This is a genomic window from Azospirillum sp. TSH64, from assembly GCF_003116035.1.
In the GTDB taxonomy this organism is placed as follows: domain Bacteria; phylum Pseudomonadota; class Alphaproteobacteria; order Azospirillales; family Azospirillaceae; genus Azospirillum.
The window spans coordinates 312,794-327,016 of record NZ_LGQW01000015.1 but is presented as its reverse complement, the minus strand read 5'-3'; the positions used below and the strand labels follow the sequence as shown (position 1 = coordinate 327,016).

The window sequence follows — 14,223 nt, the reverse complement described above, 5'->3', positions numbered from 1 at the left end:
GTGCGGCGGGAGCGGTAGCCGCAGATCACCTCGAACGGATCGTCGGATCCGACGCTCTGGTGAACGCGGGCGAGCAGGTCGAACAGGCGCGGGTCGTAGTGGCAGACCTGCTTGGCGCGATGGTCGCGCAGAAGCACGTCAAGCTTGCGCAGCGCGTCCGGCTTGTAGTTGCCGTCGGCCCAATAGACGCCGTCGAACCGTTCCTGCGTGTTGATGTTGTGCAGGCTGAGGCGCCGGACACTGCCGGCCAGGGGAGCGGCTTCCGCAGAGCCCGATCCCAGAAGGACCGGCGCCGTCGCCACACCAGTCACCACGCTGGTGGCGACCCCCGTCATCATCCCCGATGCGGCCGGAAGAGCCGCAGATACCGCCGCCGCGGCAAAACCAAGGAACCCGCGCCGCCCGATTGCCGGTGCGGCACGCTCATCATCCCCCAAATGCATCCCCGAACCTCGTCGTCTTACGTTTTTGCCGTTCTACGCTGTGGCCGTTCGGCGTTTGGCGGGTCGCGCGGCGCCCGCGGTGTATAGTATCAGCCTTAGGACCAACGCTGATCCGAAGCGTCCCGTCTGGTGTGAATCGTCTCCGGACGGATATTCGTATAAGGAAGGTCATCGGCTGAGGCAATTAAAAAATTTTGCAGTGTGACCTTCTTGCATAGGCGGGTCATAGGACGGCGGCAGGAAGATCACACCGGAAGAATGATCGACCGGATTTCTCGCCGCGCGCCTCGCCTTCCATTATTGCGTTGCATAAATTGATCGGAAGGGCAGCGGTGCATCCATTCCGATGCTGCGCTGGACCACAGTGACAGAAGGTGCCGCCATGATCGCTTCCGCCGACCTCCGCATGTCCCGCAAGCTGGCCCTGCTGGCGCTGACCGCCGCATCGGCGATGGCGCTGCTCGGGGCCGGGCCGGCGGACGCCCTGCCCTACCGCGACACGTTGACCCAGTGGGCCGACCGGCTGGACGCCGCCGCGGTGGAGCTGGACAGCGCGCCCGTGCAGACCTCCACCCGGATCGGGGAAGGCGGGCTGATGAAGCTGGGCAGCAGCGGCGAGCGTGTAGGCCGGCTGGCTCAGCGTCTGGCCGAACTCGGCCTGCTGCCGGCCGACAAGGTGTCGGAGGTGTTCACCGTCGACGTCGACCGCGCGGTGAAGGCCTTCCAGCTCGCCCAGCGGATGAAGCCCGACGGGCTGATCGGCGCCGGCACGAGGGCGGCGCTCGACCGCACGCCGGCCGAGGCCGCGGCGCTGATGCGGCAGAGCGCCGTCGCGATGCGCAGCTTCCGCGACACCGCCCCGGACAATATCCTGGTGGTGAACCTGACCAACCAGACCACCACCCTGGTCCGCGGCGGGGAGGAGGAGCTGACGATGCGCGCCATCGTCGGCCGGCCGTCGCGCGAGACGCCGCTGCTGACCGACCGCATCACCCACGTCATCGTCAACCCCACCTGGACGGTGCCGCCCACCGTCCTGAAGGAAGACAAGCTGCCGAACCTGCGCGCCAAGGGCACGCCCGGCATCCAGAACGCCATCGTCTATCTCGACGGGCAGGAGGTGGCGCCGGAAACGGTCGACTGGCACGACGTCACGCCGGGCCGCGTCCGCATCGTCCAGCAGCCGGGCGACCACAATGCGCTCGGCCGCTTCCGCTTCAACCTGACCAACCCGTACGACATCTATCTGCACGGCACCAACGAGCCGCGGCTGTTCGCCCGCGAGCTGCGCTCGATCAGCTCCGGCTGCGTCCGTCTGGAGGATCCGCGCAAGCTGGCCGAACTGCTGTTGCAGGGCACCAGCGTGACGCCGGAGCGGATCGACCGCCTGCTGAGCAGGCAGCAGCCGCAATGGGTCAAGCTGGCGACGCCGATGCCGGTGCAGTTCGTCTACTGGATCGCGACCGTTGAGGCCGATGGGGCGGTCCGCCTGCATCCGGACATCTATGACCGGCTGGACGACGCGCCGGCCGCGGTGTCCGTTCCGGCGCCGCTGCCCGGCGCGCTTCCGGGCACCACGCCCGCCGCGGCCCCCGCGCCGGCTCCGGCTGCCCTGCCGCCCGGCGGCGGGCAGCCCGACGCGGGCCGCGCCGCCATGCCGCTGGACAAGAGCGGCACGGCGGAACAGTCTGCAGGCAGGTCCAGCGTCTGAGGAAGGCCGGACCGCGCGGCGCCTGCCTATAGGGTCAGGCCCGGCGCCGCGTCTTCTTGCTGCGGTTGGGCGGCACGGCGGTCGATGCGGCCTCTTCCGGCGTCGGCCAGACGTCGCGGTCGCCGCGCATCGGGATGCCCATCTCCTCGCCCTGGTCGGCGAGGCCGGGCTGTTCGCCCTGATTGGCGATGCTCAGCACCGGCTCGACCGGTTCGGTTCGCATCGCGGTCGCTTCCGGACCGCCGGCGGGGTTGGGCTTCAGCGTGTCACGATAATTGTCCTGGATGGCGATCTCTTCGCTGGCCAGTTCCCAATGGGCCTCGGAACGACCCTCCGGCCGGCCTTCATTGACCCAGATCTCGTGCGCGCGCCGACGGATGCGGCTTTCCAAATCCTCGGCCATACGGGTCGTCTCCTTCACGGGTGGGGCTTGCGGGGGGAGGCGGGAACGGCGCCCGGCGGCAGTCGCCGCCCAGGCCCATCCCGCCGGTCCTGTAGTGAACCCCGCCGCTCCCCCGGCGGTTCCGGCGCGCTTCCGCCCTATGCTTTCGTACTGCCCGCATCCGCTACCGTTTCCGAACGGCAACGCCCCTGTGAAAAGCGGCGAAGCCGCCACAATTCCGCCGCTTGTCGTTTGAATTAACCCCATCGTGATGATATTGCACCGCCATCAACCGGCGGTCCGCAGACAGTGGCTGGGCCAAGCGACGGGACCGATATGTTGCGCATTTTCTGGCCGAATCCCGCCTCAACCAGCACCCGGACCCGGGCGGCCGATGCCGTCCGAAGCCAAGGCGGCGCCCTGGCCCCGCGTGACCACGCCGGCCTGCTCAAGGTCGCTTTGCTGGCCTGCGTGCTCGGCCTGCCCGCCCTGCCCGCAGCCGCTGCCGCTGCCGAGCCCGCCGCGAAGCGCCCGTCCGCCGTAAAGGTGGAGGCGAAGCCTGCTGTCCCGGTGCAGGCCGCCACGCCCGCGGCGGCCCCGGCGCCCGATGGTCCGATTCTACAGCTGGGCATCTATTCCCGCGACGGCGATGCGTGGCTGAGCTGGAAGAATTTGCAGCAGCGCGAGCGGGACCTGACCGCGGGTCTGACCGCTTCGGTCCTGCCGCTGGACGGGAAGAGCGGTGCCGGCGTGGCGCTCTACGCCCAGGTCGGCAAGGGCACGGACGCGCGGGCGCTGTGTCGGCGGATCGTCGGCGCCGGCTTCGGCTGTCTCCTCGTGGACCGGCCGGCCGTGGCCGAAAAGCCGGCAGAGAAGGCGGCGACAGCCGCTACTGCCACTGTCATTGCTCCGTCCGCGCCGGCGGCGGGCGGCGCCTCGGCAATCCCGGGATTGGCCCCTGCTATGCCTGCTGCGTCGGCCCCTGCAACGGCAAAGCCGCCGGCCGTGACCCTGGCGGTCGCCCCGGTCCCCATGCCGGCTGCCGCAGCCGCCGAGGCCAAGCCGCCGCAGCCGGCCGGCAACCGCGAGACGGTGACGACAACCACCTCTTCCGTGCTGGCGCCGATCGGTTCGGCTGTCGCCGCTCCGCTGGCTCCGCCGCCGCCGTCGGTGGCCAACGCCACGCCGCCAGCCGACGGGCTGATCATCTACAACGAGGAAGACGCCCGCACCATGGCGGACATCGAGCAGCACAGCCGCCGCAAGGGCCGGCTGCGCTCGGTGATGCCGGATTCGCGCTATGACGTGATGCCGGCGACGCTGAAGCGGGAGAACTGGAACCTCTGCGCCCTGACCTTCGACGACGGGCCGCACCGCACGGTCACCCGCCAGATCCTGGACATTTTGAACCAGGAAGGCGTGCGCGCCACCTACTTCCCGGTGGGCCGCATCGCCGAGCGGCAGGGCGACCTGATCCATGATTTCGTCGCTGCCGGGCACGAGATCGGCAACCACAGCCTGACCCATTCCGACCTGCGCAAGATGGACGCCACCGGCGCCCGCTACGAGATCGCGGAGACCAACCGCATCCTGCGCAGCTTCGGCGCCAATCCGGTGCTGTTCCGCCCTCCCTACGGCCGCTATTCGGAAGAGCTGCTGACCATCGCGCGGGACGAGCGCATGGGATCCGTCCTGTGGTCGGTGGACACGCGCGACTGGCAGGTGCGCAACGCCGACAAGATCGTCAGCCAGATCAAGCTGGGCGGGCTGCCGGGCAACGTCTTCCTGATGCACTCCACCTATCCCAGCACGGCGCAGGCATTGCCCCGCGTCATCGCCGAACTGAAAGCCAAGGGCTGCGAGTTCGTCACCCTGTCGGAATGGCTGGAACGGGCGCGCATCCTGGCGCTGCCGAAGATCGTCAATGCCGGCATGCCCTCACCGGGCGGGGACGAGGCGAACGGCCGCCAGTAACGACCGCCTGTAAGCCCGTGTTTCAGCGGGCGCCCTTGCCGTCCTGCTTCTTGCGGTTCTGGGCGTATTGGCGGATCACCGCGTCGACTTCCGTCGGCAGGATGCTCCAGGTCGCACCGACATTGTCGCCCTTCACCTCGACCACCGAAACGGTCGCGTTGAAGGCGAATTTGCCGGCGGCATCGTCGACGCGCACCGCAACCTTGGCGTTCTGCCCGACCACCAGCGACCCGTCGAAACCGCGGGCGACGAAGCCCTTGGGCGTCAGCGACACGATGGGATAGCTTTTTCCGTCGCACTGGATGACGCTGACCGGCATGCGGGCCGCCGGCTTGGCCGCCTTCTTGTCGGCCACCGAGACCTTCAGAAAATCGAAAAGCCCCATACCCTGCCCCCGGAAAGCCGCCCCCGCTTGCGACGGACGGAAGGGCGAATGCCGCCCCCGCCCGCGATTAAACGCGGGCACGCTTCGCGTAGCAACGAAATCCTGCCGGGTTTCCGTCAGGGAAAAGCCTGATGCCTCAGGGACGGCCGCTGCCCTGCCCGGTCTCCTGCCCGAAGCCCTGCATTGCCGCCCATGCCCGCTGCGCCCGCCTGAAGGACAGCAAGGTGAAGGGCAGCAGGGTGACGAGGACAACCGCCATGCCGACAATCACCGACAGGGCCCCCAGCGCATCGGTGGCCGGAAGCTGCGCAACCAGGCTGGCCATGAGATGGAGGATCAGCGCCCCCAGCACCGACGCGCCCAGCAGCGGACCGACCAGGGCGGGCAGCCCGCCCAGGAGGCCCCGTGCCGGCGCTTCGGTCGGCTTGGCGACGGCATCGCCGTCCGCCCATCCGGCCCGGCCCGGCCCAGGCCGGATCAGCCCAGGCCGGACTGCCGGGTATGGCAAGCCGGCGACGCCCCGCACAACGCTCCGCATTGGCACCTCCGCTCTGGCTGTTCTCCCCGCACCCCGTACGGTCTCATTCGCTTGGCCCCTTCGGATTGCCGAAGGAACCGGTTTGGGAACTATAGGGTGCTTTCTCCGGTCTGGCCAAAATCCAATACGGTTACCCCCTTGCGCTGAGCGCCGGCCCGATCCCTGCCCAAAGTAAAGGCATCTTATGGACAGGTTCATTGGATAGGCACGACGAAGGGCTTGGCCGCCGGCCTCGCCTGCGGTCTCCACAGAGGCTGTGGATAACTGTGTGGGCAAGCCGTGGGCAGTCCCGATTCGCGCAAGGCGATTCAAGGGGCCTGCTGTGTTTGCCCAAAAATCAGGCAATCTATGCAACCACCTGATTTATAAGAATAATCACGTTTTTCCGGCTGCCGGGGCCTCAGGGGCGTGTCAACTGAAATCTGTCACATTTCACCGGACCCTGCGATTTCACACCCTGTTGTGCCCTGTTGACAACTGCTCCCAAGGGCATTGCACCATCGATGCGGGTAAGGCGGCCCCCATCGGCCGCCCTATTACCTTCGGGTGGGTGACGTCCGCAACCCCCGGCGCCGCCTAGCTTTCCGTCTTCACCCAGCAGCGCAGCACCTCGGCCACGCTCCAGGCCTGCGAGATGCAGCCGCGCGGGGTGAACGGGGCCTCCGCATCGAAGATTTCGCTGATGGTGCCGATGCCGGCCTCATCCAGATGGGGCAGGAACCCCTCAAGCAGCCGGCGCCCACCTTCCTTGTCCTCCGGATGCAGCTTCAGCCAGGCATCGACATAGGGGCCGATCAACCAGCCCCAGACGGTGCCCTGGTGGTAGGCGGCGTCGCGCGCCCGCAGGTCGCCGAAATATTTCGCCTTGTAGTCGCGGCAGCCCGGCGCCAGCGACCGCAGCCCCAACGGGGTCAGCAGGTGCTTGCGCACCGTCTCCACCACCGGCTCCCAGCGCTCGCGCTCCAGAACCGGATGGTCGAGCGAGACGGCAAAGATCTGGTTGGGACGGCAGGCGATGTCGTCGCCATGCTCGCCATCCACCACATCGAACAGGTGCCCGGCGGACGGGCACCAGAAGCGCGCGTTGAACGAGGCGCGTGCCTGATCGGCCAATTCCTCCAGCGGGCGGGCGGCGGCCTCGCCCTCCTCCTCGCGCAGCCAGCCGGCCGTCAGCCGCAGGGCGTTGTGCCACAGCGCGTTGATCTCCACCGCCTTGCCGCGGCGCGGCGTGACCACCCAGTCATCGACCTTGGCGTCCATCCAGGTCAGCTGGTAGCCCTCCTGCCCCTGGCGCAGCAGCCCGTCCCGGGGATCGACGCCGATGCCGAAGCGGGTGCCGCGGCGGTGGAAGTCGATCACCTCGCGCAGCTTGGGCAGCAGCAGGCGCAGCGTGTCGCGGTCGCCGGTGACGCCGAGATAGCGGTGAAGCGCGTGGAAGAACCACAGCGTGGCGTCGGCGGTGTGGTACAGCCCGCGGTCCTTGCCGTCGGGGAACATGTTGGGGATCAGGCCGTCGCGGATGTAATGGCCGAAGGTGTGCAGGATCCAACCCGCCTCCAGATGGCGTCCGGTGGCGAGCGTCAGCCCCTCCAGCGCGATCATGGTGTCGCGGCCCCAATCGGTGAACCAGTGGTAGCCGGCGATCACCGTCCGCACCTCGTCACCCTCCGCCCGCGCCCGCATCTGGTCGGCGACGCGGCCGGCCGGCACGAACAGGAAGCTGTCGGCCGACAGCACCAGTTCCGCCATCGCGCCGTCGCGCAAGCTGGGGTGGGCGTTCTGGATGATGCGGCGGCGGCGTTCCGCCTCGAAGCCCAGCACGTCGGCCGGCGGCAGGGCCTCCAGCCGCCACCAGTCTTCGGTCGCGGCGGCGAAGGTGATGCTCTGGCCTGCCCCAACCTCGCCGCTGAAATAGCCCGGCGTCCACAGCGACCCGCGCGACTGGTAGCCGCGTTCATCCTCCACCCGGTAATAGACGTCGCGGCGGATACCGCCGTCGAGCGTCATCGGGAAATCGCCGCCTTCGATGGCCATGCGCAGCACCGGCAGGTCGGGCCCGGCCGAGACCTCATATTGCTGCCCCGACGCGGTGATTCGATAGGCCCCGGCCAGCGGGCGGTCCACCGCCGATTCCAGCGTGCGGAAGGCCAGCACCGGCCTCAGCCGCAGCTGCACCGGTGCCTTCGCTTCCATCACCCGGTAGGTGACGTGGACGATGTTCTGGCCGTGCGGCAGGACGACCTGCTTCTCGATCACCGCCCCGCCGGCACGGAAGCGCCAGACCGGCAGCCCGGTCTCCATGCGGAATTCCTGCAGGGCGGCGGTCTGCCCCTCCTCCCCCGCTTCGCCGCCGGCCGGATCGCCACCGCCTGGATCGCCACCGCCTGGATCACCGCCAGTGTCGCGGGAACTCAGCCGATAGCGGTGACCGTCGGAGTCGATGACCACGTCGCTCAACTGGCTCAGCATCAGCACGCGGCCGAGCGGGGCCGGCAGTGCGGCGATCAGCAGCCCGTGATAACGCCGTGTCACCGCCCCCGACACCGACCCGGAGGCATAGCCGCCAAGACCGTTGGCAACCAGCCATTCACGGGTTTCGGCACCTTTCGGACCGGTGTTCAGGACCTCGCGTGACAGGGTGCGGACGAAATCAGCCATGGTGGACCTATGCTCAGCTATCGGTTTCCTATCCTTGGGAAACCACGATGACCGGGGTTGTGTTGCCTCCCTCATCGTCGCTTTCCGTCGAAAAGCCATGTGCCGGTCCCAAAACCAGCGCCGCATGGCCGGGCAGCCGCCACGCTCCGTCCGGCTGCTCCACCGCCGCCGTGCCGCAACCGCCATAGGCGGGCTCCTCGCTGGACCACAGCACCGTCCAGGCGCCGTCGAGGGGTGGCGCCAGCAGCGGCTCGGCCAGCACAGTCAAGGTGAGGTCGCGGCCGAGGTTGACCAGCAGCAGCCGGTCGTCGCCCTCTTCCCCGAAGAAGCGCAGGACGAAAGCCTCCTCCCCCAACACGGCGCCGTCCAGTCCGCCGGTGCACTGGGCGGCAAAGACTGGGTCCTCGCGGCGCAGGCGCAGCAGGTCGCGGTGCAGCGCCCAGACCGCGGCGTTGCTTTCCCGCTCGCGATGGTCGAGCTTGCAGCGGGTGAAGCTGTCCTCGGCATGCGGCTTCGGCAGGGCCGCCTGCATCGCCGGCCCAACGATGCTGGGGAACTGGGCCAGGAACTCCGCCCTGCCCTTCTCGACCAGTCCGGCCAGATCCGGCTTGTGGTCGGCGAAATAGAGGAAGGGGGTGCTGGCGGCGAATTCCTGGCCCTGGAACAGCATCGGCGTGCCGGGTCCCAGCAGGAACAATGCCGTCATCGCCCGCAGTCGGCCCGGCGTGGTCAGGGCATGCAACCGCAGGCCGCGCGCGGAGTTGGCGATCTGGTCGTGATTCTGCAGGAAGCTGACGAAGGCCGGGCTTGGCACGCCAAAGGCCGGCATGCCGCGCCGCTTGCGCTGCCAGCGATACCACTGTCCCTGGTAAAGGAAGCCGTACTTCATCGCCGACACGAACTCCTGCGGTGTGCCGCGATAATCGGTGTAGTAGGCCTCCATCCGGCCGGTCAGCGCCACCATCGCCGAATGGTGCAGGTCGTCGTTCCAGATGGCGCACAGCCCGCAGCCGCCCTCTTCGGCCGGCTTCACCATGCTGGCATGCTGCGGCTCGTTCTCCCCCACGACAATGGTGGCGCGCCCGCCGGCGGCCTGGCGCACGGCACGCGAGATTTCAGTCAGAATGTGCGGCTTGCCCTGGGCTTCGCTGCCGTCATTGATCGACTGGGTGGCGTCCAGCCGCAACCCGTCCAGGTGATATTCCTCGATCCAGAAGGCGGCGTTGGTCAGGAAGAACTCCCGCACCGGCTCCGAATTGGGGCCGTCGAAGTTGATCGCCTCGCCCCAGTCGTTCTTGTAGCGGTCGGTGAAGTAGTCCTTGGCGAAGCACTTCAAATAATTGCCGTCCGGCCCGAAATGGTTGTAGACGACGTCGAGAATGACGGCGAGCCCCAGCCGATGGGCCTCATTCACGAAGCGCCGCATGGCATCGTCATCGCCATAGAGCCGCGTCGGCGCGAACAGGTTCACCCCGTCATAGCCCCAGCCGAAGCGGCCGGGAAACTCAGACACCGGCATCAGCTCCAGCACCGTCACGCCCAGATCGGCCAGCCTCGGCAGCTCCGCCAGCGCGGCATCCCAGGTCCCTTCGGGTGTGAAGGTGCCGATGTGCATCTCGTAGATCACCTGCCCCTTGATAGCGCGGCCCTGCCAGCCCTGGTCGGTCCAGGCGAAGCGGTGTGGATCGACCAATTGCGAGGCCCCATGCGACCCCTCCGGCTGAAAGCGCGATATCGGGTCGGGATAGAGCATCTCCTTCCCGTCCAGCCGGAAGCGGTAGAGTCCGCCAGCCTCCAACTCCGGAACCGTCCCGGAGAAATAGCCGTTCCCCTCGTCGCCCAGTACCGTTGCCCGCCCCTCCGGTTCGGCGACCAGTTCCACCCGCTCGGCATCGGGCGCCCAGACCCTGGCATGGGCGCCTCCGGGCAGCACCTCCACCCCGATGGGCCAGCGGCGTTCGACAGTGGCCTGCGCCTGCTCGACAAGCGGAATTGCGGCGGAAATCGTCACGGCAACGGCCCCCCGGTGAGTGATGCGGATTTCCGCTGTGCCTACGCTAAACAGGAGCGAGGCGGTGTGATCACGCCGGAGGTGGAGAATTGTTTCGAAAACTATGGATCTAGCGGCGGGTTCGGCGACCGGATGAGCGGCCGGGCGATGCCGCGGCTCCTCACCGCCTGCTACTTCTCACCTCTTGCCGCCTCACCGTTTGCCGCCTCACCGCTTGCCGTTGGGAACGAAGCCGCCGCCGGTGATCTCCATCCCGGCCATGTCGAGCCCCATGCCCCGCGCGCCCTTGGCGACGGCCAGCTTGACCTGCCGCATGAGCGCGGGATTGCCCTTGGCCCGATCCACCGCGACGTCGATCAGCATGGTCTGGACCAGCAGAGCCTCGGCAAGCTCCTGCTTCTCGGCATCGGAGGCCTTGCCCGGACTGCCGGCGGCGTTCAGCGCACGTGCCGACTGGGCGCGGACGGCGGCGTACATGTCGCGGCCCAGCGTGTCGTTATCGCCGCGCGTCGCCTGCCAGGCGGCGATCCACCATAGCGCGTAGACATCCGCGAGATTGTCGGTCCGCAGGCCGACGGGGGCGATCGCCGCCCCGATCCGCTCGATGATGTCGCCCTCGGCGAACAGCCTTTGCAGATCGGCGGCGCCGTTCGGATCGACCGCCCGCGTCTTTTCGACGAAGGCGGCGAGATTGGCGTTGCGCCGCACCTTCGACGGCGTGAATCCCAGCCGCGAGACATCCGGCGGCGGCGTGTTGCGCCGTTCCTGCTCGTTCCTCAGTTCGCGCAGATGGGTGCCCAGTATGTCGGTCTGGGCAATCGACGGCACGAGGGTGCTCCACGCCCAGCCGTCGATGATCGACTGCTGGGCGGCCGCGTCGCTCCCGCCCAGCGCGACGGCCAGGGCCATGACGCTCAGAAACCTCCTCATCCGACCTTCCTTTTTCGAGACACGAGGACGGAGAGCGGACGACAGACCGTTCTCGCTGGAAAGAGACCCGATGGAGGTATCGCTTCCGGCGTCAAAGCCTCCTCACACCCGCTCGCCGAAGCTCCGGGCGGCGGCATCGATCACCAGCGGGTGGGCGCGGAGCGCGGTCAGCGCCGCCTCGGCCTTGTCGTCGCCGACCTCCAGCGTCACCACCACGTCGGACCGGTCGCCGCGCTCGGCGTCCCGCTCCTCCCGCCCCCGCTGCACGACGTCGCCGAAGCGGTCGCGCAGGCTGCCGACGATCTCGGCCTCCACCCCCCGGCCACGCTCCGCGGGATAGGCATAGACCAGTTCCATCTGTCTCTCCTTGTCGCATCACCCCTGCGGCGCGAAGACGACGCGCAGGCAGTCGTCGGCCTTCTCCTTGAACATGCGGTAGGCCTGCGGGCCGTCGTCCAGCGGCAGCCGGTGCGTCATCAGGTAGGAAGGGTCCAACTCGCCGTTGCGGATGTGCTCGAACAGCCGCTCGGCATAGCGCTGGCCATTCTGCTGGCCCATGCGGAAGGTCAGGCCCTTGTTCATCGCCGCCCCCATCGGGAACTTGTCGATCAGCCCGCCATAGACGCCGACGATGGACAGGGTGCCGCCCTTGCGGCAGCTCTCGATCATCTGGCGCAGCACCGCCGGCCGGTCGGTCTGCAACCCCACCGCCTGCCTGGCCCGGTCATAGAGATCCTCCACCGCGTTCGACCCGCTGTCGGCCTCCATGCCGACGGCGTCGATGCAGACGTCGGGACCGCGCCCGCCGGTCATCGCCTGAAGCGCGTCGAAGATGTCGACGCGGCTGTAATCCAGCGTCTCCGCCCCTGCCTTCATCTGGGCGGCGCGCAGCCGGTCGGGCACGCGGTCGATGCCGATCACCCGCTCCGCCCCCAGCAGGAAGGCGCTGCGGATCGCCATCTGGCCGACGCCGCCGCAGCCCCACACCGCCACCACGTCGCCCGGCTTGATGCCCGCCATGTCGGCGGCCATGTAGCCGGTCGGCACCGCGTCGGAGACGAAGACAGCCTTCTCGTCGCTCACCCCGTCGGGCACGCGGAAGGCGTTGAAGTCGGCATAGGGCACGCGGATGTACTCGGCATGGCTGCCGGCATAGCCGCCGAAGGCATGGCTGTAGCCGAAGATGCCGGCGCCGCAATGGCCGTAGGCGGTGCGGGCATAGTCCGGATTCGGGTTGGAGTTGTCGCACAGCGAGCTTTCGCCGTGCCGGCAGTGCCCGCACTGGCCGCAGCCGATGATCGACACCGTGATGACCCGGTCGCCGCGGTTGAGATAGCGGACCTCCGGCCCCTTCTCGACGATCTCGCCCAGGAACTCGTGGCCGATGATGTCGCCGGGCCGCATGGTTGGCACATAGCCGTCGAGCAGGTGCAGGTCCGACCCGCAGACCGACGACAGCGCCACCTTGACGATCACGTCATGCGGATTGACCAGCACCGGGTCGGGCACCCGCTCCACCCGCAGGTCGTTGGTTCCGTTCCAGCAGAGCGCCTTCATTCCGTCGCCTCCCGGAAGGGACCGGAGGTTCCGCCGCGCGGCTGCCGCTCGATGGTGGACAGCTCGCCCGTCTCCACCCGCTGCTTCAGCCGGCGCAGCGCCTCCTCCGCCTGGGCAGCCGGCGTGATGCCCAGCAGCGCCGCCACCTCGGTCGCCGGCACGCGGTAGACCAGCGTCAGCCGCACCTCAGTCCCGCGGTCGCCCGGCGCCGGGCTCAGCATCAGCGAGGCGCGGTGCGGCAGGGCCGTCTCGCCCACCGTATGCCAAGTCAGCAGCCGGTCCTCGTCGACGCGGTCCAGCACGCAGCGCCAGTTCGGCGCCTCGCCTGCGGTCCCCCCGGTGGACGCTGTCGCGGATTTGCCGATCCAGCGGCTTTCGGTCGCCGACAGCACATCGACCCGCTCAAGCTGCGGCATCAGCTTGGGCAGGTTGGCGAAGTTGCGCCAGAAGCGGAAGATCGTCCCGGCATCCGACGCGATGGTGACCACCGCCTGCGTGCGTTCCGGCGTCAGCGAGCGGCGGCGGGTGGCCGGACCCTGGTGGCGCCACGCGCCGGGGTCGGGCGCGACGCGCAACGACCGCTCACCGAAGGGCCGCATCCCGAGGGCAGCAGCGGCGAACAGGCCGGCGCCGCCCAACGCCATCATCGCCCCGCCCCAACCCGGCCGCTGCAATCCCAGGACGCCGAGTGCCGTACCGCCGACCATGGCAAGCCAGCGGCCGCCGGTCGCGGCATCGCCCGATCCCACCCCCGCAAGGCCGGACCCCAGGCCAGAGAGGAGAGAGTCCGGCTGCGGCCGGCGGCCACCCCACCCGGTCAAACTGTTCGACGCCATCGCCGCTCCTTTCCCGTCTGTGCAAAGACCATGGACAGAGAACAGCCGGGTTGCGGCTTCGTTGCCTCACCTGCTGTGGTAAGCGGCAACCGCAGGGCGTCTGCGTTGTTAGTCCCTACAGCAAAGATCGGATGGGAGGATGGCCGTGCCGCTTCTGGACGCCACCATGGGCATCGTCGACGCCGAGGGCTTTCGGCCGGTGACACTCGAAACCGACCGCGGCCCGGTCCAGGCCCGCTTTTACCCGGTGCCGGACGGCGAACTGGCGGTGCTGTGGGTCGGAGGGGTCGGCGGCGGGTTCGACAGCCCGGCACGCGGGCTTTATCCGCGCCTGTCCGCGGATTTCACCGCCGACCGGGTCGCCTCGCTGCGCCTGCGCTTCCGCGATCCGCGCGACCTGGAGGAGGCGGTGAACGACGTGCTGTGCGGGCTCAGCTTCCTGGGCCAGCAGGGCATCCACCATGTGGCGCTGGTCGGCCATTCCTTCGGCGGCGCGGTGGTCATACAGGCGGCGGCGTCGAACCGGGGTGCGGTCTGCACCGTGGTGACGCTGGCGACCCAGGGCTACGGCACCGATCCGGTCGGCGACCTGTCCTGCCCGGTCCTGCTGATCCACGGCGAGGCGGACGAGATCCTGCCGGCCAGCTGCTCTATTCATGTCCACCGCAAGGCGGGCGAGCCGAAGAAGCTGGTTCTGGTCCCCGGCACCGGCCACGCGCTGGAAGAGGCGTCGGAGGCGGTCTGCCGCGAGGTGCGCGACTGGCTGAAGACCTACCTGCTGGAGCGATGAGGCCTAGA

13 protein-coding genes are annotated in these 14,223 nt (G+C 68.6%); 3 read left to right on the top strand and 10 right to left on the bottom strand.

The genetic code is table 11. From position 1 onward, the window contains the following. Nucleotides 1–338, bottom strand: a 338-nt coding sequence (locus TSH64_RS36175) for a DUF882 domain-containing protein (RefSeq protein ID WP_247873344.1), incomplete at its 3' end; no start/stop codon positions are given. 487 nt (nucleotides 339–825) lie between these two features. On the opposite strand from TSH64_RS36175, the gene TSH64_RS02985 reads away from it, so the two are divergent. Further along, nucleotides 826–2,154 (top strand): L,D-transpeptidase family protein, encoded by a 1,329-nt coding sequence (locus tag TSH64_RS02985; protein WP_247872714.1) that lies wholly within the window; start codon nucleotides 826–828, stop codon nucleotides 2,152–2,154. 34 nt (nucleotides 2,155–2,188) lie between these two features. Here the strand turns inward: TSH64_RS02985 and TSH64_RS02980 are convergent, their stop codons facing one another. Beyond that, nucleotides 2,189–2,557: a DUF2934 domain-containing protein gene (locus tag TSH64_RS02980; protein ID WP_109095500.1), complete on the bottom strand. Its 369-nt coding sequence runs from the start codon at nucleotides 2,555–2,557 to the stop codon at nucleotides 2,189–2,191. 315 nt (nucleotides 2,558–2,872) lie between these two features. On the opposite strand from TSH64_RS02980, the gene TSH64_RS02975 reads away from it, so the two are divergent. After that, the gene (locus tag TSH64_RS02975) at nucleotides 2,873–4,510 is read left to right on the top strand and encodes a polysaccharide deacetylase family protein (RefSeq protein WP_109095499.1); all 1,638 of its coding nucleotides are present in this window, start codon (nucleotides 2,873–2,875) and stop codon (nucleotides 4,508–4,510) included. 22 nt (nucleotides 4,511–4,532) lie between these two features. On the opposite strand, the gene TSH64_RS02970 is transcribed toward TSH64_RS02975, so the two are convergent. The 8 genes from TSH64_RS02970 to TSH64_RS02935 form a co-directional block, all read right to left on the bottom strand. After that, nucleotides 4,533–4,895: a hypothetical protein gene (locus tag TSH64_RS02970; RefSeq protein ID WP_247872713.1), complete on the bottom strand. Its 363-nt coding sequence runs from the start codon at nucleotides 4,893–4,895 to the stop codon at nucleotides 4,533–4,535. 136 nt (nucleotides 4,896–5,031) lie between these two features. Further along, complete coding sequence (locus TSH64_RS02965; protein ID WP_109095497.1) at nucleotides 5,032–5,433, bottom strand: hypothetical protein; 402 nt, start codon at nucleotides 5,431–5,433, stop codon at nucleotides 5,032–5,034. 576 nt (nucleotides 5,434–6,009) lie between these two features. Continuing rightward, complete coding sequence (locus TSH64_RS02960; protein ID WP_109095496.1) at nucleotides 6,010–8,091, bottom strand: amylo-alpha-1,6-glucosidase; 2,082 nt, start codon at nucleotides 8,089–8,091, stop codon at nucleotides 6,010–6,012. Nucleotides 8,092–8,119: 28 nt separating this feature from the next. Next, nucleotides 8,120–10,102, bottom strand: a complete 1,983-nt coding sequence (treZ, locus tag TSH64_RS02955; protein WP_247872712.1) for a malto-oligosyltrehalose trehalohydrolase — start codon at nucleotides 10,100–10,102, stop codon at nucleotides 8,120–8,122. A 207-nt stretch (nucleotides 10,103–10,309) separates the two neighbouring features. Continuing rightward, the gene (locus TSH64_RS02950; RefSeq protein WP_146207984.1) at nucleotides 10,310–11,032 is read right to left on the bottom strand and encodes a DUF6683 family protein; all 723 of its coding nucleotides are present in this window, start codon (nucleotides 11,030–11,032) and stop codon (nucleotides 10,310–10,312) included. 102 nt (nucleotides 11,033–11,134) lie between these two features. After that, entirely contained in the window at nucleotides 11,135–11,389 is a 255-nt protein-coding gene (locus tag TSH64_RS02945) for a hypothetical protein (RefSeq protein ID WP_109095494.1), read from the bottom strand. Between the two features lie 18 nt (nucleotides 11,390–11,407). Further along, nucleotides 11,408–12,589: a zinc-dependent alcohol dehydrogenase gene (locus TSH64_RS02940; RefSeq protein ID WP_109095493.1), complete on the bottom strand. Its 1,182-nt coding sequence runs from the start codon at nucleotides 12,587–12,589 to the stop codon at nucleotides 11,408–11,410. Continuing rightward, nucleotides 12,586–13,425, bottom strand: coding sequence for an SRPBCC family protein (locus tag TSH64_RS02935; RefSeq protein ID WP_109095492.1), 840 nt, complete (start codon nucleotides 13,423–13,425; stop codon nucleotides 12,586–12,588). The genes TSH64_RS02940 and TSH64_RS02935 overlap by 4 nt, the downstream gene beginning before the upstream one ends. 139 nt (nucleotides 13,426–13,564) lie before the next feature. Between TSH64_RS02935 and TSH64_RS02930 the strand changes: the two genes are divergently transcribed. Further along, nucleotides 13,565–14,215 (top strand): dienelactone hydrolase family protein, encoded by a 651-nt coding sequence (locus TSH64_RS02930; RefSeq protein WP_247872711.1) that lies wholly within the window; start codon nucleotides 13,565–13,567, stop codon nucleotides 14,213–14,215. Nucleotides 14,216–14,223: the final 8 nt, after the last annotated feature.